The following is a 19,670-nucleotide window of genomic DNA, read 5'->3' as shown; positions in this document are numbered from 1 at the left end:
ATGTCCCTGAACTTCGATCTCAACGACCTGCTGGCATTTCGGGCTGTCGTGCAGCACGGCAGCTTTCGCAAGGCCGCGGAGTCGATCTCCATCACCCAGCCGGCCCTCAGCCGGCGCATCGATAAGCTGGAGACGGCGCTGAATGTGAGGCTCTTGGTGCGCACCACCCGCCGGGTTGACCTCACCAGCGTCGGCCGGGCTTTTCTGCCGCGTGCCGAGCGCATTCTCGATGAGGTCGATACCGCGTTGATGAGCCTGGGCGACACTGGTTCGGTGATGACCGGCAAGGTCACCATCGCCTGCGTGCCCTCCACTGCCTACTACTTCATGCCCAAGGTGATCAGCGCCTTTCACCGGGCGTATCCGCATATCAACGTCAAGGTTCACGATGCCAGCGCCAATGACGTCAGCGCCGCAGTGGCCAGTGGGGAGGCGGATTTCGGGCTCAGTTTCAGTGGCAACCTGGCGCCGGAGCTGGACTTTGAACGGCTGCTGCGCGAGCGCTACGTGCTGGCCTGTCGCAAGGACCACCCGCTGGCGAGCTGCGAAGTGGTGACCTGGCAGGAGATGTTCACCCACGATTACATCGGCCTGGACAACACCTCGGGCAATCGCCTGCTGCTGGACCAGGCGCTGTCGACATTGCGCCCTGCCCGCCCAAGCGTGTGCATGACCCGGCATGTCACCACCATGCTGGGCCTGGTGGAAGCGGGTCTGGGGGTGGCGGCCGTGCCATCGATCGCCATGCCGATTGGTGATCATCCGTCGCTGATGAACGTGCCGCTGGTGGCGCCTGAGGTCTTCCGCGATGTCGGGTTGATCAGGCGCCGGGGTCGAACCCTCACCCCTGCGGCGCTGGAGCTGGAAATGCGGGTCCGGGCGATGGGCGCCGAGTCAGCGGGAGACTGAGTCCAGGCCAGTGGCTTGAACGGTTTGCTGGACTTCGGGCGAAGACAGGTAGTCCAGCATGGCCTTGGCTTCTTTCGGATGGTCGGCGTTTACCGGAATGCCTGCGGCAAAACGGGTGACTGACTGCACGTCTTCCGGGATCTTGCCAACAAACGTGGCGCCTTTGATCGGCAGCAGTTCAGCGACTTGCTGGAAGCCCAGCTCATAGTCCCCGCTGGCGACCACCGATGCCACGGGTGTGCGCTCGATCATCGTGCTCTTGGGGGCCAGTTGCGTCTGAATGCCGAGCTTTTTGAACAACTCCTTTTCCACATAGACGCCGCTGGCACTGTCTGAGTACGCCACCGACCTGGCTTTCAACAGCACCGCTTTGAGTGCCTCCTGGGTCGCGATCGACGGCTTGGCTGCGCCCGCCTTCACGGACATACCGATGCGTGAATCGGCCAGTTCGACCCGCGAGGCCGGATCGACCTTGCCCTGCTTGATCAATTCATCGAGCGCATAGCCGACCATGATCACGACATCGGCATGCTCGCCGTTGGCCAGACGGTTGGGAATCGCCTGCGGTGACTTGCCCATGGATGGACCGGAAATGGTGTTGAGCGTATCGCCAGATCTGGCGGCGAATTGCGGACCTAGCTGCTCGTAGGCGGCCGCGAACCCGCCGGAGGTCATGACGTTGAGCGTTTCAGCCTGAGCCGCGCTACTCAGCGCGATACCACTGAGCAACAGCGCCGTGAGTGGCATCTTTATCTGTAGGGTCATGGATGACTCCTTAGGCAATGAGAGGCACCGCACGTAACCCCGGAATCGCGTGCGGCCAATGCTTCAGACGGCGAGCTTGGGTCTCAACGTCGACTGACGGTACAGCACCAGCGTGGCGCACAGCGCGCAGCCAGCTGCGAAGGTCACCCAATAGGCCGGTGCCGCCTTGTCGCCGGTCAGGTGGATCAGCCAGGTCGACATCGCCGGGGTGAAGCCACCGAACAACGCCGTGGCCAGGCTATAGGCGAGTGAGAAGCCCGCCACCCGGACCTCCGCCGGCATGATTTCGGTGAGCGCTGGAATCATCGCCCCGTTGTAGAGCGCATAGAGGAACGAGAACCACAGCAGCACTTCAAGCATGTGCGCAAAACTGGCGGCATGGGCCAGGTACGACAGCGCAGGATACGCGGTAAACAGGGTCAGTACCGTCATGGCCATCAGCATCGGTTTACGCCCGAAGCGGTCGCTGAGCATGCCGCCGATGGGCAGCCAGAAGAAGTTCGACACCCCCACCAGCAGCGTGACCAGCAGTGCATCGGTGGTACTCAGGTTGAGCACGGTCTTGCCGAACGTGGGCGCGTAAACGGTGATCAGATAGAACGCGCTGGTGGTCATCGCCACCATCAGCATGCCGCCTACCACCACGCCCCAGTTGCTGGCCAGGGTGCCGAGCACCTGCTTCATGGTCGGGCGATGGGTACGATTGGCGAAGGCCTCGGTTTCCTGCAGGTTGCGCCGCAGCAGGAAGATGAACGGGATGATCATGCAGCCGACGGCAAACGGCACACGCCAGCCCCAGTCGCTGATCTGCTCAGGGGCCAGCGATTGATTCAGGCCATAACCCAAGGCTGCCGCGACGATGATTGCGACTTGCTGGCTGCCCGACTGCCAACTGGTATAGAAGCCTTTGCGCCCTGGCGTTGCCATTTCTGACAGATACACCGACACCCCACCCAGCTCCGCACCTGCGGAGAATCCTTGCAGCAACCGCCCCAGCAGCACCAGGGCCGGCGCCCAGAGCCCGATACTGGCGTAACCGGGCACCAGCACAATCAGCAACGTACCGCTGGCCATGATCGACAGCGTGACGATCAAGCCTTTGCGACGGCCCACATCATCGATGTAGGCACCCAGCACGATTGCGCCCAGCGGGCGCATCAGGAAGCCTGCCCCGAAGACGGCAAAGGTCATCATCAGTGAGGCGAACTCACTGGAGGCTGGAAAGAACGCCTTGGCGATCTGCGTGGCGTAGAAGCCGAACAGGAAGAAGTCGAATTGTTCGAGAAAGTTTCCTGAAGTAACGCGAAACACGGCTGCGGCACGCGATCGTGCGCTACCCGAGGTGGGGGATGAGGCCTGCATGGTGAGTCTCCAGCGATATTTTTAAGATGCTTGTACGCTTTAGACCCGAGTATGACTGACACATATTGAAACGATTAGTGCTAAGTTCTCATTGATTGATGCATATGTGTTATCAATAGCCCGGCACCCTACTGCGCGCCCTGGCCAATTCAGGCCGATCGGCAGGCTCGTCAAGACACCCCTGAAGGTTTGGTGATGCGCAGGTCACACCGGACAGTTCCCCTCCTCCGTTCAGCCCGCTAAAAACTGGCATCAGGAAAGAGAGGCACTGATTATTGAAGGGAACGCTCGGCTTCGTGGAGAAGATGAAGCCTCACCGCACGGCGTGACGGTGCATCGCTTGGAGAAGTGAATCAGGCAGCGCCTGATGGGAGAAAGAAGTGAACCGGCAAACTGCGGTGACGGCGCGCGCCGTCACGCCAGTACGACCGACTCCCCCGCGCTGGACACATCTTCACCCTCGGCACGCTTCTGCTCGGTGCGCCCTGGCCCCGCCGGTGGCGTGTCACGCGCACCTGACAGACGCCAGTGCACGTCGGTGATCCCATAACGCTCAGCCATGGGCCGGCTGACCTTGCGGATCTTTTCGCGCCCGAACTTGGGGATGATGCCGATCCCGGCGTCACAGCTCGCCCAGTGCCACGCCTCGGCGTTGTCCATGCGTTCCAGGCGGATGATGAAGCTGCGTTGTTGGTCGTGCAGGCGGTAATCGATGATGTAAAGCTGTGGAGCTGGCATCGAAGGGCCCTCCTCTTCTCCATGGATGACATAGGGTTGATCGGCGCCCACCGAGGAAATTCAAAAAATTATCGCGCGGACTCACCAGGGGCTCCCCAGCAGGGTCGCGACGGTGGGCGGCCTTCGCTCTGCGTAGCCTCAAGCATCGAGCTTGAGGATCACCTTGCAGCAGCCTGGACGTTTTTCGTCATACATCTCATAGCCCATGACTGCATCCTTGAGCGGTAACCGATGAGTGATCAGCCGCTCCGGGTGCAGGTCACCGGCCAGCAGGTGCTCACACAACTCCGGCAGGTACTTGTGGACATGGGTTTTACCCATGTGGAACGACAGGCCTTTGTCGAAGGCCGCGCCCAGTTGCAGGCTGTGCATCAACCCCGAATACATGCCGGCCACGCTGATGATGCCGCCGCGCCGTACCGTCTCGATGCACTGGCGCAACGCCTTGCCGCTGCTGCCCTCAAAACCGAAGATGTTCATGACCGCTTCCAGGGTGGTGCCGCTGGCCTCGAAGCCGACGGCATCGATTACCGCATCGACGCCACGCATGTCGCGGGTCTGCTTGAGAATGGTCTGGCCCGGGTCGTGGTCATGGTAGAAATTGACCGGTTTCACACCGTAGGCTTCCACTGCGAAGTTGAGCCGGTAGCTGTACTCGTCGACCAGGTAGATATCCTCGGCACCCAGCAGGCGAGCGCACTCGGCCGCCAGCAGGCCCACCGGCCCTGCACCGAAGATCGCCAGCGAGGAGCCTGGGCCGACTTGCGCATTTTTCACGGCCTGCCAGGCCGTGGGCAGGGTATCGGAGAGCAGCAGCGCCGCCTCGTCGCTGATGCCGTCGGGCACCTTGAAGGCATTGATGTTGCCTTTGGGGACGCGCACATATTCGGCCTGCCCGCCGGCCACGCCGCCATACAGATGCCCATAGCCAAACAGTGCCGCGCCGCTATGGGTCGGGTGTTCGCCCGAGATGACCGATGCGTTGGGATTGGTCGTTTCGCAGGCGGCGTACAGCTGTTGCTGGCAGAAGTAGCACTCGCCGCAGGCAATGATGAAAGGCACCACCACCCGGTCGCCTTCGGCCACTGCCGTCACGGCGCTGCCCACCTTGACCACCGTGCCCATGAACTCGTGGCCGAGGATGTCACCCTTTTCGACGCTGGGAATCTTGTCGTGGTAGAGGTGCAGGTCGGAGCCGCAGATACCGGTGAGGGTCACCCGCACCAGAACGTCGTCATCGTGCACCAGAACCGGGTCCGGCACTGACATCAGCTTCACTTCACCTGCGCCTTGATACGTCAATGCAAGCATCGTGGTTCTCCTTCAGGCGAAAAAGAAAAGACCCCACTGGAAACAGATCCACGTGGGGTCTCTACCCAGCCTAGCAAAGGCTTGGACATTGCGTGGGCGGCTACGGCGCGTCACTGCCGCTGTGGCTGTTCAGGCCGCCCTTGCGCCCGGCGCGCGAGGCCCGCTCGGGATCATTGGCAAAATTGCCACCTGAAGCCTTGCCGCCCTTGTGCCCCGCGCGGGCGGCGCGGTCCGGGTCGTTGGCGAAGTTGCCAGCGTTGGTTTCCTTGCTGCCGCCGCGCTGGCCGGGCTGTTGAGGATCGCGCGCCATGAGGATTCTCCATGCTTGCTCGAAGGTAGACGACCGGGGCAACCAGGCGGGCCCCGCAGTGGTTGTGAGCGTTGCGTACGGAGGATGACTCCGCGCGTGCCCTGCCCGGCTGACAAACGGCAGCTCCGCGTGCAGATCTGTACGCGCCTGTCCGGCACCGACCCGCCTGTGATTGATTCCTGCAGCCTATCGTCGCCGGCCCGCAGCAGGCCTATAATCGCAGCCCCATTTCCTGGTGATGTATTTCCAGGGCCGTACTGGCTTGCGCAAGGCGCCGTCGATGACCTCCTCCTCCAAATCCACCATTGCGGGTCCGAAGAACAAACACCTGAGCGCCAGCCACCTGGACTTTCCGGTCGTGGGTATCGGCGCTTCGGCCGGCGGTCTGGAGGCCCTGAGTACGTTCTTCAAGCACATGGCGGACGACAGTGGCATGGCCTTCGTGGTGGTCCTGCACCTGTCGCCCGATCACCAGAGCCAGGCCGATCACATCATCCAGCGCTGCACCACGATGCCCGTGCGGCAAGTCACCGAAGCGGTGCCCATCCACGCCAACCATGTCTACGTGATCTCGCCGGCCAATCGCCTCTCGACCAACGATGGCTATCTGCGGGTGCGCCCCGCCGATCGTCGCAGCGGGCCGCAGTCGGCGATCGATCTGTTCTTCCGCGACCTGGCCGATGTGCACCAGGAGCATGCTTTTTGCGTGGTGTTGTCGGGCATAGGCTCGGACGGCGCCGTCGGCCTCTCGAGAATTAAGGAACAAGGCGGCGTGAGCCTGGTCCAGAGCCCTGACGATGCCGAATTTGATGGCATGCCGCGCGCTGCGCTGGCAACCGGCCTGGTCGACGTGGTCCTGCCGGTAGCGCAGATCCCCCAAAAACTCATGGAGCTGTGGCGCACTGCGCGGCAGGTGAACTTGCCAAGAATCGACGATGATCAACGCCCGCCGGCCCTGGGCACCGAGCAGACCGACCCGGAGCGCGCCCACCCGCTGCTCGATGAAATCCTCAGCCAGTTGCACAACAACACCGGCCACGATTTCCATCACTACAAGCGGGCGACGGTGCTGCGCCGGCTCGAGCGCCGCTTGCACCTCACCGGGCAGACCGACCTGCGTGGCTATCTGGCCTACCTTGAAGCGCACAGCGAAGAGTCGCAGGCATTGCTGGCCGACATGCTGATCGGCGTGACCAACTTCTTCCGCGACCGCGAAGCCTTCGAAGCCCTCGAGCGGCATGTGTTGCCGGCGCTGGTCAGCGACCGCGACGATGCCCTCGAACACCGCGAGATGCGCATCTGGTCGGCGGGCTGCTCCTCAGGTGAAGAAGCCTACAGCGTGGCGATGATGATGATCGAGCAGCTGGCCATGGAGCAACGTACCGCCAAGGTGCAGGTATTCGCCACCGACCTCGATGAGCGCGCCATCGCCCAGGGTCGGGCCGGCTTGTACTCCGAGTCGATCGCGACTGACGTGTCAACGGCGCGCATTCGCCAGTTCTTCGTCAAGGAAGATCAGCACTTGCGGGTGCGCAAGGAAGTGCGTGAGAAGGTCTTGTTCGCGCGCCACAATCTGCTTTCCGACCCGCCGTTCTCGCAGCTCGACCTGGTGGCCTGCCGCAACTTGCTGATCTACCTCGACCGTGACGTGCAGCGCGACATCCTGCGCATGTTCCACTATGCGCTGCGCCCAGGCGGCTACCTGTTCCTGGGCAGCTCGGAGTCGGCCGATGTGGCCGCCGAGCTGTTCACCCCCATCGACAAGCGCAATCGCATCTTCCGTGCGCGCAAGGTCAACGGCGGCGGGCGTCGTGCCTCCCAGCTGCAGGCCCCCAACGACAACATGAGTGCGGCGGAGCCGGCCAAGGTCAAGACGCCGGCCGGGCGCAAGCTGTCTTATGCCGAGATCCATCACCGCGCCCTGGCCCGGCGTATGCCGCCGAGCCTGATCGTCGATGTGGACGGCAACATCCTGCACATGAGCGATGGCGTCGGCCGCTTCCTGCAGCACATGGGCGGCGAGCTCAGCCGCAACCTGCTCAACCTGGTGCTGGCGCCCCTGCGCCCCACCCTGCGCAGTACCCTGCTGCACGCCCAGCACACCGGCCAGGCGGTGACCTCGCGCTCGGTCACGCTTGACAGCAGCCAGGTCGACATCCTGGTGCAGCCGCATGCCGATGACCCGAGCGGCAGCGAGTGCCTGCTGATCGTCTTCGCCGAACGCGAGCCGGACCGCCCGGTGCCCGTGGCCACAGGCATCCAGCAGACCGACGACATGATCCTGGCCAGCCTGGAAGGCGAGTTGCAGCGTACTCGCCTGCAGTTGCAGGAGACCATCGAGCAATCGGAGATTTCCAGCGAGGAACTGACCAACTCCAACCAGGAAATGCAGGCCATCAACGAGGAGCTGCGTTCGGCCAGCGAAGAGCTGGAAACCAGCAAGGAGGAGCTGCAGTCGATCAACGAAGAGCTGCTCACCGTCAACTACGAGCTCAAGACCAAGGTCGAGGAAACCGACAAGGTCAACGATTACCTGAGCAACCTGATTGCCTCGACCGACATCGCCACGGTGTTCGTCGACCACAACCTGCACATTCGTTGGTTCACCCCACGTGCCACTGACATCTTCAGCATGCTGCCGGTCGACACCGGACGCTCCCTGCTCGACATCACCCACCGCCTCGACTACCCGGAACTGGCCGATGACGCCCGCGCCGTGGCCGAGCGCGAAACCACCATCGAGCGCGAAGTGGTCGGGCACAATCAGCGCTGGTACCTGGCGCGCCTGTTGCCGTACCGCTCCAGTGAGCAGCACATCGACGGCACGGTGCTGACCTTCATCGACATCAGCCAGAGCCGCGCGGCCGAAGAGAGCCTGCGTCTGGGTGAGGAACGCATGCGCCTGGTGGCCGAGAGCACCCATGAGTTCGCCATCATCCTGCTTGATGAACAAGGCCTGATCACGGACTGGAACACCGGCGCTGCGCTGATTTTCGGCTACGCCAGGAATGACGTGATCGGTAGCCACTACGACTTCATCTTCACCCAGGATGATCGCCGCAGCGGCGTGCCCGAACGCGACCTGCGCGACGCGCGGCGTGACGGCCGTTGCCAGGACGAACGCTGGCATGTGCGCAAGGACGGCAGCCGTTTCTATTGCAGCGGCGAGGTCACCCAGCTGGCCGGTAGCCCCCTGGGCTATGTGAAGATCGCCCGTGACCTGACCGGCCACAAGCGCCTGCACGACGAACAGACCAAGCGCCTGGCGGAATCGCAGAGCTCAAGCCATCTGAAAGATGAATTCTTCGCCGTCATGTCCCACGAGCTCAAGCACCCGCTCAACCTGATCCAGCTCAATGCCGAAATCCTGCGGCGCCAGCCTGCGCTGCTGAGCTCTGCGACCGCGAGCAAGGCGGTGGGGGTCATCTGCGAAGCGGTCACCAGCCAGGCGCGCATCATCGACGACCTGCTCGACGTCGCGCGTATCCGCACCGGCAAGCTCAAGCTCAAGACCCAACCGGTCGATCTGTGCGCAACGCTGCTGGGCATCCACAGCGTGGTGCTGAGCGAGCATTACCCGTACACCGTGACCCTGGAGCTGCCTGAACAGGACACGCCGGTGTACATCGACGGCGACAACACCCGGCTTGAGCAGATCATCTGGAACCTGCTGAACAATGCCATGAAGTTCAGCCCGGCCCATGGCGAGATCCACTTGCTGCTCACCTGTGAGGACCACTGGGCGCAGCTTCAAGTGGTTGACCAGGGTATTGGCCTGAATGAGGCGAGCCTGGAGAACATCTTCGAGCTGTTCAGCCAGGCCGAGCCACACAACGCCCATCCTGGGCGTGAGGGCCTGGGCATTGGCCTGTCGCTGGTACGTCAACTGGTCGAGGCCCATGGCGGTAGCGTGGTCGCCAGCTCCGCCGGTTTGGGTCAGGGCAGCACCTTTACCGTGCGCTTGCCGAGCTGCGACGGCCGCACCCAGCCCGTTGCCGCGCTGGCCGAGGAGCAACAGGATGGCCGGCTCAGTGGCCTGCACGTATTGCTCGTGGACGACTCGATCGACGTGCTCGATGTGATGCAGCAGTTGCTGGAAATGGAAAGCGCCAAGGTGACGGCGTTCAGTGACCCGCGCCAGGCCCTGGCGGCGGCGGGCACAGGGCGCTATGACATCATCCTGTCCGACATCGGCATGCCCGGCATGGATGGCCATGCCTTGATCAAGGCCCTGCGCAACCTCCCGCACCTGCGTCACACCCCAGCCATCGCGCTGACCGGGTATGGTGCCAGTGCCGACCAGCACAAGTCACGGCAGTCGGGCTTTGACCGACACCTCAACAAGCCGGTCGGTTATGACGAGCTGATCGAAACCATCGAGGCGTTGAGCGGCGCGCGACCGTACTGAGCATCCTGCCCCGTACCGTGCCCGCGACTACGGGGTCAGGCATGCACGCTCCACTGCACGGCCCCGGCGTCGATGGGCACATCGTCGAGGGCGGTCAGCAGGCCGCTGGCCAGGGCTTCGTGTGGGTCGAGAATCCTGGGCTGGGCCATCAGGTAGCGCTGTATGTCCAGCGGTTCGGCAGCGCCGGCCGTGCGTTCGGCGACAATCTCGGCATACAGCCGAAGGTCGTAGTCCAGGCTCATGGCGTACTCGGCCATGCGTGCGTGGTCGACCGCGCCGTGCAAGGTCCAGTGGAACGGGTGAAATAGAAACTTGCTGTAGGTGCACGCGGTGCGCCGCTCGCCGGCCAGGAACAGGATGTTGCCCATGGACTCGACGGTCCCCAGGTTATGGGTGTGCACGGGTACAGGCAGCGAGCGCAGGAAGTTGTACAGGGTAAAGCCGTAGCTGCACTCTCCGCCCATGGTGGCCACGTTCACCTGAATGATCGTGGCGCCCTGGTGCATGGCCTTTGCACAGGTATTGATCAGGTTGCCGCAGGTGGATGAGTTGATCGGGCCGGTGTAGTGGATGATGTGTCGGGTCATGGGGCCTCCGTCAAGGCGGGGTGGCTGAAGCGGGCGGTCGTCGCACGGGTTATCGGTGGAATGGCCGAGGTGCGACAAAGTTCCACCCGGCGCTTGGCCCGCCGGGGCGTCGACTGTTTCCGTGCATCGCTGAACCTCGTGCACCTGCCGCAGGTCGATTCCCTAACGACTTTCGGAGACTTCCCGCGTGCGCGAACCCTGCCTCGAACTCAGCGGCTGCCCTGCAGCCCGACCTGCCCTGCCCCTGCGCAGTCCAGGAGCCGCGCCATGACCGTCAGCTCCGTGCAACCCAAGCCGGCCCTCGCCACGGCCAGCGCGGTGAACCGCCTGAATGTGCTGACCCTCAACGTGCACAAGGGCTTCACCCCCTTGAATCGGCGCTTCATCCTCCCCGAATTGCGTGACGCTGCGCGGGCCACCGATGCCGATCTGGTGTTTCTCCAGGAGGTCCACGGCAGCCATCGCGAGCATGCCGAGCGCCACCCCACGTGGCCCGAGGCGCCACAGTACGAGTTCCTGGCTGACAGTATGTGGCCGCAGTTCGCCTACGGGCGCAATGCGGTCTATCCCGATGGCGACCATGGCAACGCGTTGCTGTCGAAGTTTCCCATCGTGTCGTACGACAACCTTGACGTGTCGGTGCAGGGCAACGAACAACGCGGCCTGCTGCACTGCCGCCTGGACGTGCCCGGGCATGACGAGGTGCATGCAGTGTGTGTTCACCTGGGCCTGCGTGAAGCGCATCGCCAGCGTCAGGTCGAGTTGCTTCTGGAACTGCTCGACAGCCTGCCGGCCAAGGCACCGGTGATCATCGCCGGGGACTTCAACGACTGGCGCCTCAAGGCAGACGCGGTGCTGTCCGAGCGCCTGGTCGAGGCGTTCGGTGAGCGCTTCGGCACCCCGGCGCGCACCTTCCCGGCCCGCCTGCCGTTGCTGCGCCTGGACCGTATCTACCTGCGCAACGCCATGCCCAGCGGCGCGCAGGTGTTGTCCAAGTATCCGTGGTCGCACCTCTCCGACCATGCGCCACTGGCCACGCAGGTGAACCTGTGAAGCGCCCGTGGGCAGAGGGCAACCAGGTCGAGTTGCTGATCAATGGCGAGCAATACTATCCGCGTGTGTTCGAGGCCATCGCCCAGGCACGTGAAGAGGTGATGCTGGAAACCTTCATCATCTATGACGACAAGGTCGGTCAGCAGCTGCGCCAGGTCCTCATCGAGGCCGCCCAGCGCGGTGTGCGCGTGGAAGTGGCAGTGGACGGCTACGGCACCGCCTCGCTGAGCGACGCCTTCTTGGCGTCGATGACCCAGGCCGGCGTGGGCTTTCATGCGTTCGACCCGCAGCCGCGCCTGGCCGGCATGCGCACCAACCTGTTCCGCCGGCTGCACCGCAAGATCGTGGTGATCGACGGGGTGCGCGCGTTCATCGGCGGCATCAACTACAGCGCCGACCACCTGGGCGATTTCGGGCCTATGGCCAAGCAGGATTATGCGGTGGAAGTCACAGGCCCGGTGGTGACTCAGTTGCATGCCTCGAGCAAGCGCCTGATGAGCCAGGTGATGCAGCCGCCCAGTGAGGTGCACCCGCAGCTGGAACCGACCGGTACCATGACGGCCATGCTGGCCGAGCGCGACAATGGCCGGCATACCACCGACATCGAAGCCTATTACCTGGAGGGCATTCGCATGGCCCGCCAGCGTATCGTCATTGCCAATGCCTATTTCTTCCCCGGCTACCGACTGCTGCGCGAATTGCGCAATGCGGCCCGGCGTGGCGTCGAGGTCACTCTGATCCTCCAGGGGCAGCCAGACATGCGTTGGGTGCGGGCGCTGTCACGGCTGCTCTACAACTATCTGCTGCGCGACAACGTGCGCATCTTCGAGTACTGCCAGCGGCCGCTGCACGGCAAGGTCGCGCTGATCGATGAAGAGTGGTCGACCGTCGGCTCGAGCAACCTCGACCCGTTGAGCCTGTCGCTGAACTTGGAAGCCAACCTGCTGATTCGGGACCGCGCCTTCAACCAGCAGTTGCACGACCACCTCATGGAACTGGCGGGCCAGCACTGCAAGACCGTGACCCTGGAACGCATGATCCGCGGTTACTGGTGGCGCGCGCCGCTGATCTTCATGGGTTTCCACATGACGCGATCCTTCCCCCGTGTCGCCGGCTGGTTGCCGGCCCACCGCCAGCGCCTGAAGCCTCTGCAACCGGACGCTGCCGCCCCCACTGACCTGCATGAAGGGCCTGCCTGATGCCCGCCAAGCAAACCTGGATGACCTGGGGCAAGCGCGTGCTGACCCTGTTGTTCATCATTCTGATCCCTGCCCTGCTGTATTCCCTGGCGCGTAACCTGGACTGGAACGAGGTGGTGGAGTCGCTCAAGGCCTACAAGCCCAGTACCTTGATCATCGGCCTGGGGATCGCGGCGTGCAGCTATGCCGTGTTCGCCAGCTACGACCTGCTGGCCCGCGCCTACACCGGGCACAACTTGCCTGCGTGGCAAGTGCTGCCGGTGGCGTTCGTCTGCTATGCGTTCAACCTCAACTTCACCACCTGGGTGGGCGGCGTGGCCCTGCGCTATCGGTTGTACGGCCGCCTGGGCCTGGACAACGCGACCATCACCCGCATCCTCACCCTGGGCCTGCTGACCAACTGGATGGGTTACATGCTGGTGGCCGGCACCGTGTTCGCCCTGCGTCTGGTGAAACTGCCTGACACCTGGGCGGTGGGTGAAACCGGCCTGCAGCTGATCGGCCTGGCGATGCTGGCAGTGGCTGTGGGTTATCTGCTGGCGTGCGGGTTGTCCAAGCGCCGCGAATGGTCGGTGCGTGGACACGAGATCACCCTGCCCTCGCTGCGGCTGGCGCTGTGTCAGGTGCTCGTGGGTGGCAGCAACTGGGCGCTGATGGCCGCGTTGATCTGGTGGTTGATGCCGGGTGAAGTGTTCTACCCGTCGGTGTTCGGCGTACTGATGATCAGCTGCGTCGCGGGTGTGGTTGCGCACATCCCCGCCGGGCTGGGGGTGCTGGAAACGGTGTTCCTGGCACTGCTGCAAGGCCAGGTCAACCAGGGCAGCCTGGTCGCAGCGCTGCTCGGTTATCGCACGTTGTACTACCTGATCCCGCTGGTGGTCGCTGTGATCACCTATCTGGTACTGGAAAAGCGTGCGAAGGCCCTGCGCAAGCAGGCTGGGCCCTGAGCGCCTTGGGTCGGGGTGGGCTGTGAAACAGTCCCAACGGCTGCAGTCGCGTTTTTTCAGGTGGCACGGGGCGCCTGAACCAGGCGGGCTACGCCGGCCCTCGCGACCAATCGGAGCGCCGGATCTGCCGCTCCAATAGAGGACGCGGTGGCCTGGGAGCGCTTGTTATGCAGGCACAACCGATCGGTGTGGGAGCGACTTCAGTCGCGATGGGCTGCGAAGCAGCCCCAACGGCTGCAGTAGCGTTTTTGCTGGCGGTACGCGGCGCCTGTATTAGGCCGCGTGCGCCGGTCATCACGACTGACTCGCTACCCACTCAGCCCAGCATCTCGGTGATCCAGCGCACCTGCTGACCGATTTCCTCGCGTTTGGACGACGGTACATCCTTGGCTTTGGGCCAATGCGCCATGACTCGCTGCTTGCGTTGCAGGTTGAGCCGCCACTTGGCGAGGAACAGCGCGCTGCGCTCGGCCATCAGCAACGGGCCGAAGTAGCATTGCTCAGGGGTATAGCGCGGCCCTTGGGCGCGGCGGGCGACGATCACTTCATAGGTGAAGGCGTTCTCTTCCAGCATCTCTTCGTGAATGATCTGGTACCCATGCTCGGCCAGCCAGCCACGCGCCACCCACTCGCGGACGTTGGGCTGCAGCACCAGTAACTCGTTGCCCCTCAGGTGCTGCTGGCCCTCGATGAGGATGTCGCGGATGGTTTCCCCGCCCATGCCGCACATCGTCACCACGCTGATGCGGTCGCTGGCTTGCAAAACCGTCAGACCGCTGCCGTGGCGCACGTCGATCACCGCTTGCAGCGCGTTCTTGCGCACCTTGCGCTGGGCCGAGAGATACGGCGTCAGCGCCACCTCCCCGGCCACTGCGCTGTCGATCACGCCGCGCAGTTTCAACGCAATCGGCAGGTAGCCATGGTCGGAGCCGATGTCGGCCAGGCGTGCGCCCTGTGGCACCTGGGCAGCGACGCGTTCCAGTCGCCGCGACAGTGTCTGTTCGTTCAATCCTGGCCTCTCTGCTTGGCATGACGCGTGTAGGGGCGCGATTCTGACGGCCTGACGTGCGTAATTCAATGTGCGGCGAGCGGCCTGTCTCGGTCGCTGCTGAGGCCACCCGGTCTCCCGTAGTGGCGAGCACGGCGCTGGCTGACTGTTTGCGCCCTCACAACGCACAGAGGACGCGAACCTCGACCGCAGCAGGCTGCTCCAGTACGCTTGACGGCTTTCCCTTCACACCGGCAAGGATTTCCATGGCCCATCACGACATCACCTTCACCCCCGACAGCGACGCCGACTCGATCTCGTCCGATGTCGCTGAGTTCAACGGCCTGCTGGTCACCACGCAGATTCCGACCCGCGCCGATGGCAGCCTGGAGCTGGGCGATATCACCACCCAGTGTGAATGCACCCTTCAGGCCCTGAAGGACGCCCTCGAGCGCGCCGGCAGCAGCCTGGATCGCGTGGTCCACCTGACCATCTACCTCACCGACATGGCCGATCGCGCGGCGTTCAACGCGGTCTATCAGCGCTTCTTTGCCAAACCCTGGCCGGTGCGCGCGGCCGTTGGCGTGGCGGCGCTGGCCTTCGACGGCATGCGCGTGGAAGTCACGGCCATGGCGGCCAAGGCCTGAAGTCACATCGGCTGTTACGCACGCTGCTGGAACGGTCTCGTACAGCTCAGGTAGCGCCCAGCCCCTAGGGCGCCGGCTTACCCGGTCATGAGCAGGCGCCCAGGCGCTCGCGGAGGATTCAGGGCGACTGCGATGAGTCGCCTGACCGCGCTGCCAACAGCTTTCTCACGCGTAAAGCCGCGTCCATACCCCAAACGCCCCAGCCGAATCGCTCCTTTTTATTGCAGGACACTCTACGCATGCCCCCTCCTTTCTCCTGGCGCCGTCCGCTCACCGCCCTGCTGCCCGGCCTCGGGCTGTGCGGCATTGCCTGGGCCGACACACCCGGAACCTTGACGCTGCTCGAGCCCATCGTGGTGACCGGGACCTATGCGCCCAGCGCCAGCTTCGCCCTGCCGTTCTCGGTCGATACGGTCGAGCGCGCGCAGTTTGCCGAGGGTCAGCTCGGCGTCAACCTGTCCGAGGCGCTCAATCGCGTACCGGGGCTGGTGGTGCAGAACCGCCAGAACTACGCCCAGGACCTGCAGATTTCCTCGCGCGGCTACGGTGCCCGCTCGGCCTTCGGCATCCGCGGCCTGAAGTTGATCAGCGACGGTATTCCCGCCAGCACCCCGGACGGCCAGGGCCAGGCGGCATCGCTCAATCTCGACGTTGCCGATCGCATCGAAGTGCTGCGCGGCCCGGCCTCGGCGATTTATGGCAGCAACGCCGGCGGCGTGATCCAGATGTTCTCCCGTGACGGCAGCGGCCCGCCCAAGGTTGGCGCGGCGACCACGCTCGGCAGCGACGGCTTCATCAAGAACCGGGTGTATGGCGAAGGCGGTAACGAGCAGGCCGGCTTCATCGTCGACGCTTCGCGGATGGACACTGACGGCTACCGCGACCACAGCGCCGCGCGGCGTGACCAGACCTTTGCCAAGCTGCACGTGAACCCTGATGAAGACAGCCGCCTGGCCCTGATCGCCAGTACCCTGGAGCAGAACGGCACGCAAGACCCGCTCGGGCAGACCTGGGAGGCCTATCAGCAGGACCCGCGCTCGGTGTCGACGGTGGCCGAAGCCTACAACACGCGCAAGAGCATTCATCACCAGCAACTGGGCATGAACTATGAGCGCGCGTTCGGCGATGCCACGTTGCAGTTCAACCTGTATGGCGGGCAGCGCAGCGTGATCCAGTACCTGTCGATTCCCCGCAATACGCCCGCCAACGAGCGCGGTGGCGGCGTGGTCGACTTCGACCGCGAATTCCATGGCGGCACCCTGCGCTGGATCCAGCCCATCAGCAGCGCCCCCGGTGAGCTGAGCGTGACCACAGGGCTGGACTACGACCGCAGCCGCGATGATCGCCGTGGATTCCAGAACTTCAACGGCAGCACCCTGGGCGTGAAAGGTGAACTGCGGCGCAAGGAAGCCGACACTGCCACCAGTCTCGACCCCTATGTACAGGCGCACTGGACGCTACAGCGCTGGACCCTCGACGCGGGCCTGCGGCGCAGCAGCATGCGCATGCAGGTCGATGACCGCTTCCTCGGCGATGGCGATTCCAGTGGTTCGAAGACCTATCAGCGCACCCTGCCCAGTGTGTCGCTGATGTATGCCTTCACCCCGGACCTGCAGGGCTATGTGAGCCTCGGCAAGGCGGTGGAAACCCCGACCCAGGCCGAAATGGCCTACGCACCGGGGGCAGCCGGGGCCTTCAACTTCGGCCTGGAACCGGCTACCAGTACGCAGTACGAGGTGGGCCTGAAGGTGCGGCCGGATGCGCAAACGCGGGTGAACCTGGCGGTGTTCGAGATCCGTACCCAGGACGAGATCGTGGTCGATGCTTCCAGTAACGGGCGCACCAGCTACCGCAACGCCGGCAAGACCCTGCGCCGGGGGCTGGAGCTGAGCGCGCAGCGCGAGTTCAGCGAGCATTGGCAGGCCAACCTCGCCTACACCTTCCTCGATGCCACCTACGATCAGGCCTTCGAGCTGAGCGGCACCGTCATCGACAAAGGCAACCAGCTGCCAGGTGTGCCGCGCAGCAACCTGTTCGCCGAGCTGGTATGGACGCCGCACGAAGGCATCAGCATGGGCCTGGAAGGCCAGGTGCGCAGCAAGGTCTATGTGGAGGACAGCAACCAGTCCCACGTCGCCCCGGGTTATACCGTGTTCAACTGGCGAACGCGGTTCGAGCAGCATGTCGGGCAGTGGACGTTCAACCAGATGGTGCGGCTGGATAACCTGCTGGACCGGCAGTATGTGGGTTCGGTCATCGTCGGGGACCGTAACGGGCGGTTCTATGAGGCAGCACCGGGCCGGGCCTGGTATGCGGGCGCTGGGTTGGAGTATCAGTTCTAGCGGTTGAGATTTTGGCACTTGGGCAGCCCGAGGGTGCTGCCTGGGCAATTCGCCGCTACAATCCCCCGCCTCGACCGTGACCAGCCCAAACCTATAACGATATGTCTCTACCCAAGCACCACCTCGAACTGCTCAGCCCCGCCCGTGATGTGGCGATCGCTCGTGAAGCGATCCTGCATGGCGCCGACGCCATCTACATTGGCGGCCCAAGCTTCGGCGCGCGGCACAACGCCTGCAACGAGGTCAAGGACATCGCTGAGCTGGTGACGTTTGCCCGTCGCTACCACGCGCGCATCTTCACCACGATCAACACCATCCTGCATGACAATGAGCTGGAGCCGGCTCGTGCGCTGATCCATCAGCTTTACGATGCTGGCGTCGATGCCTTGATCGTGCAGGACCTGGGCGTGATGGAACTCGACATTCCGCCCATCGAGCTGCACGCCAGCACGCAGACCGACATCCGTACCCTGGAGCGTGCGCGTTTTCTCGACCAGGCCGGTTTCTCCCAGCTGGTGCTGGCCCGGGAGCTGAACCTGCAGGAGATCCGCACGATCGCCGGCGAGACCGACGCTGCCATCGAGTTCTTCATTCATGGCGCGTTGTGCGTGGCGTTTTCCGGCCAATGCAACATCTCCCACGCGCAGACCGGGCGCAGTGCCAACCGTGGCGACTGCTCGCAAGCCTGCCGTCTGCCGTACACGCTCAAGGACGATCAGGGCCGCGTGGTCGCGTTCGAGAAGCACCTGTTGTCGATGAAGGACAACAACCAGACCGCCAACCTGCGTGACCTGGTCGACGCCGGCGTGCGCTCGTTCAAGATCGAGGGCCGCTATAAGGACATGGGCTACGTGAAGAACATCACCGCCCACTACCGCCGCGAGCTGGACGCTATTCTCGAAGACCGCCCCGCCCTGGCCCGCGCTTCCAGTGGGCGCACCGAGCACTTCTTCCTGCCCGACCCGGACAAGACCTTCCACCGCGGCAGCACCGATTATTTCGTCAGCGACCGCAAGATCGATATCGGCGCGTTCGACTCCCCGACCTTCACCGGCCTGCCCGTAGGCGTGGTCGAGAAAGTCGGCAAGCGCGACCTGCAGGTGGTTACCGAGGTGCCGCTGTCCAATGGCGACGGGCTCAACGTGTTGGTCAAGCGCGAAGTCATCGGCTTTCGTGCCAACATCGCCGAGCTGCGTTCCACCTCCGAGGAAGATGGCCAGCCCCGTTACCGCTACCGGGTCGAGCCGAACGAGATGCCTGCCGGGCTGCAGCAACTACGGCCGAACCATCCGCTGTCACGCAACCTCGACCACAACTGGCAGCAGGCGCTGCAGCGCACCTCGGCCGAACGCCGCGTGGGCGTACGCTGGGAAGCGCAATTGCGCGCCTCGCACCTGCTGCTCACGGCCATCAGCGAAGAAGGCGTGAGCGTGCAGGTGCGCCTGGACGGCCCCTTCGGCCCGGCCAACAAGCCGCAGCAGGCGCTGGACCAGTTGCATGACCTGCTCGGCCAGCTGGGCACCACGCAGTACCACGCCACCGCCATCGAGCTGGATGCACCGGAGGCGTTCTTCATTCCCAATTCGCAACTCAAGGCCCTGCGCCGTGAGGCGGTCGAGGGGCTGACCGAGGCGCGTGTACAGGCCCATCCGCGCGGTGCCCGCAAGGCCGAGACCACGCCCCCGCCGGTGTACCCCGAGGCGCACCTGTCGTTCCTGGCCAACGTCTACAACCAGAAGGCGCGCGACTTCTACCACCGCCACGGCGTGCAGCTGATCGACGCTGCCTACGAGGCGCACGAGGAGCATGGTGAGGTGCCGGTGATGATCACCAAGCATTGCCTGCGGTTCTCCTTCAACCTGTGCCCCAAGCAGGCCAAGGGCGTCACCGGCGTGCGTACCAAGGTGGCGCCGATGCAGTTGGTGCAAGGCGACGAGGTGCTGACCCTGAAGTTCGATTGCAAACCATGCGAGATGCACGTGATCGGCAAGATGAAGCACCACATCATCGACCTGCCGACCCCGGGCAGCGCGGTGGCGCAGGTGGTCGGGCACATCAGCCCGGAGGATCTGCTCAAGACCATTCACCGCGCGCCGCACTGAAG

Annotated in this window: 15 protein-coding genes; 8 read left to right on the top strand and 7 right to left on the bottom strand. The window is 63.9% G+C overall.

Annotated features, from left to right (window positions below; translation table 11 throughout):
• Positions 1-909 (top strand): LysR family transcriptional regulator, encoded by a 909-nt coding sequence (locus RT028_RS07970; protein ID WP_312934162.1) that lies wholly within the window; start codon positions 1-3, stop codon positions 907-909.
• On the opposite strand, the gene RT028_RS07965 is transcribed toward RT028_RS07970, so the two are convergent.
• The 5 genes from RT028_RS07965 to RT028_RS07945 form a co-directional block, all read right to left on the bottom strand.
• Positions 895-1,674 (bottom strand): substrate-binding domain-containing protein, encoded by a 780-nt coding sequence (locus RT028_RS07965; protein ID WP_312934161.1) that lies wholly within the window; start codon positions 1,672-1,674, stop codon positions 895-897. The two genes, RT028_RS07970 and RT028_RS07965, sit on opposite strands and share 15 nt — an antisense overlap.
• Positions 1,675-1,737: 63 nt before the next feature.
• Positions 1,738-3,036 carry an MFS transporter gene (locus tag RT028_RS07960; RefSeq protein ID WP_312934160.1) on the bottom strand — a complete coding sequence of 433 codons (1,299 nt, stop codon included), beginning with the start codon at positions 3,034-3,036 and terminating at the stop codon, positions 1,738-1,740.
• Positions 3,037-3,450: 414 nt separating this feature from the next.
• Positions 3,451-3,774, bottom strand: a complete 324-nt coding sequence (locus RT028_RS07955) for a DUF6555 family protein (RefSeq protein ID WP_312934159.1) — start codon at positions 3,772-3,774, stop codon at positions 3,451-3,453.
• A gap of 138 nt (positions 3,775-3,912) precedes the next feature.
• On the bottom strand, positions 3,913-5,085 hold the full coding sequence (locus tag RT028_RS07950; protein WP_312934158.1) for a zinc-dependent alcohol dehydrogenase: 1,173 nt from the start codon (positions 5,083-5,085) through the stop codon (positions 3,913-3,915).
• 100 nt (positions 5,086-5,185) lie between these two features.
• Positions 5,186-5,395 (bottom strand): general stress protein, encoded by a 210-nt coding sequence (locus tag RT028_RS07945; RefSeq protein WP_312934157.1) that lies wholly within the window; start codon positions 5,393-5,395, stop codon positions 5,186-5,188.
• A 280-nt stretch (positions 5,396-5,675) separates the two neighbouring features.
• On the opposite strand from RT028_RS07945, the gene RT028_RS07940 reads away from it, so the two are divergent.
• On the top strand, positions 5,676-9,803 hold the full coding sequence (locus RT028_RS07940) for a CheR family methyltransferase (RefSeq protein ID WP_312934156.1): 4,128 nt from the start codon (positions 5,676-5,678) through the stop codon (positions 9,801-9,803).
• 35 nt (positions 9,804-9,838) lie between these two features.
• Here the strand turns inward: RT028_RS07940 and RT028_RS07935 are convergent, their stop codons facing one another.
• On the bottom strand, positions 9,839-10,390 hold the full coding sequence (locus tag RT028_RS07935; protein ID WP_312934155.1) for an ATP-dependent Clp protease proteolytic subunit: 552 nt from the start codon (positions 10,388-10,390) through the stop codon (positions 9,839-9,841).
• Positions 10,391-10,657: 267 nt separating this feature from the next.
• On the opposite strand from RT028_RS07935, the gene RT028_RS07930 reads away from it, so the two are divergent.
• The 3 genes from RT028_RS07930 to RT028_RS07920 are packed head-to-tail and all read left to right on the top strand — an operon-like array spanning position 10,658 to position 13,589.
• The gene (locus tag RT028_RS07930) at positions 10,658-11,443 is read left to right on the top strand and encodes an endonuclease/exonuclease/phosphatase family protein (RefSeq protein ID WP_312934154.1); all 786 of its coding nucleotides are present in this window, start codon (positions 10,658-10,660) and stop codon (positions 11,441-11,443) included.
• On the top strand, positions 11,440-12,642 hold the full coding sequence (gene clsB / locus RT028_RS07925; RefSeq protein WP_312934153.1) for a cardiolipin synthase ClsB: 1,203 nt from the start codon (positions 11,440-11,442) through the stop codon (positions 12,640-12,642). Before RT028_RS07930 ends, clsB begins: the two co-directional genes overlap by 4 nt.
• Positions 12,642-13,589: a lysylphosphatidylglycerol synthase domain-containing protein gene (locus RT028_RS07920; RefSeq protein ID WP_312934152.1), complete on the top strand. Its 948-nt coding sequence runs from the start codon at positions 12,642-12,644 to the stop codon at positions 13,587-13,589. Before clsB ends, RT028_RS07920 begins: the two co-directional genes overlap by 1 nt.
• A gap of 316 nt (positions 13,590-13,905) precedes the next feature.
• Here the strand turns inward: RT028_RS07920 and RT028_RS07915 are convergent, their stop codons facing one another.
• A complete protein-coding gene (locus tag RT028_RS07915) occupies positions 13,906-14,598 on the bottom strand; it encodes a tRNA (adenine(22)-N(1))-methyltransferase (RefSeq protein ID WP_312934151.1) in 693 nt (230 codons plus the stop codon).
• Between the two features lie 245 nt (positions 14,599-14,843).
• On the opposite strand from RT028_RS07915, the gene RT028_RS07910 reads away from it, so the two are divergent.
• The 3 genes from RT028_RS07910 (at position 14,844) to RT028_RS07900 (ending at position 19,668) form a co-directional block, all read left to right on the top strand.
• Positions 14,844-15,224, top strand: coding sequence for a RidA family protein (locus RT028_RS07910; RefSeq protein ID WP_312934150.1), 381 nt, complete (start codon positions 14,844-14,846; stop codon positions 15,222-15,224).
• Positions 15,225-15,463: 239 nt separating this feature from the next.
• Positions 15,464-17,566, top strand: a complete 2,103-nt coding sequence (locus RT028_RS07905) for a TonB-dependent receptor (protein ID WP_312934149.1) — start codon at positions 15,464-15,466, stop codon at positions 17,564-17,566.
• Positions 17,567-17,667: 101 nt separating this feature from the next.
• The gene (locus RT028_RS07900; protein WP_312934148.1) at positions 17,668-19,668 is read left to right on the top strand and encodes a U32 family peptidase; all 2,001 of its coding nucleotides are present in this window, start codon (positions 17,668-17,670) and stop codon (positions 19,666-19,668) included.
• Positions 19,669-19,670 lie beyond the last annotated feature (2 nt).

Source organism: Pseudomonas sp. (assembly GCF_032058845.1).
Taxonomy (GTDB): domain Bacteria; phylum Pseudomonadota; class Gammaproteobacteria; order Pseudomonadales; family Pseudomonadaceae; genus Aquipseudomonas.
Note: the sequence above shows the minus strand (reverse complement) of the source record. Positions and strands in the feature narration are given on the sequence as shown.

Excerpts from the sequence above, each read along its gene's own strand:
- RT028_RS07970 (WP_312934162.1), top strand. The coding sequence starts at position 1 with ATGTCCCTGAACTTCGATCTCAACGACCTGCTGGCATTTCGGGCTGTC.
- RT028_RS07935 (WP_312934155.1), bottom strand. The coding sequence starts at position 10,390 with ATGACCCGACACATCATCCACTACACCGGCCCGATCAACTCATCCACC.
- RT028_RS07960 (WP_312934160.1), bottom strand. The coding sequence starts at position 3,036 with ATGCAGGCCTCATCCCCCACCTCGGGTAGCGCACGATCGCGTGCCGCA.
- RT028_RS07905 (WP_312934149.1), top strand. The coding sequence starts at position 15,464 with ATGCCCCCTCCTTTCTCCTGGCGCCGTCCGCTCACCGCCCTGCTGCCC.
- RT028_RS07900 (WP_312934148.1), top strand. The coding sequence starts at position 17,668 with ATGTCTCTACCCAAGCACCACCTCGAACTGCTCAGCCCCGCCCGTGAT.
- RT028_RS07955 (WP_312934159.1), bottom strand. The coding sequence starts at position 3,774 with ATGCCAGCTCCACAGCTTTACATCATCGATTACCGCCTGCACGACCAA.
- RT028_RS07910 (WP_312934150.1), top strand. The coding sequence starts at position 14,844 with ATGGCCCATCACGACATCACCTTCACCCCCGACAGCGACGCCGACTCG.
- RT028_RS07965 (WP_312934161.1), bottom strand. The coding sequence starts at position 1,674 with ATGACCCTACAGATAAAGATGCCACTCACGGCGCTGTTGCTCAGTGGT.
- RT028_RS07945 (WP_312934157.1), bottom strand. The coding sequence starts at position 5,395 with ATGGCGCGCGATCCTCAACAGCCCGGCCAGCGCGGCGGCAGCAAGGAA.
- RT028_RS07920 (WP_312934152.1), top strand. The coding sequence starts at position 12,642 with ATGCCCGCCAAGCAAACCTGGATGACCTGGGGCAAGCGCGTGCTGACC.
- RT028_RS07950 (WP_312934158.1), bottom strand. The coding sequence starts at position 5,085 with ATGCTTGCATTGACGTATCAAGGCGCAGGTGAAGTGAAGCTGATGTCA.
- RT028_RS07930 (WP_312934154.1), top strand. The coding sequence starts at position 10,658 with ATGACCGTCAGCTCCGTGCAACCCAAGCCGGCCCTCGCCACGGCCAGC.
- RT028_RS07940 (WP_312934156.1), top strand. The coding sequence starts at position 5,676 with ATGACCTCCTCCTCCAAATCCACCATTGCGGGTCCGAAGAACAAACAC.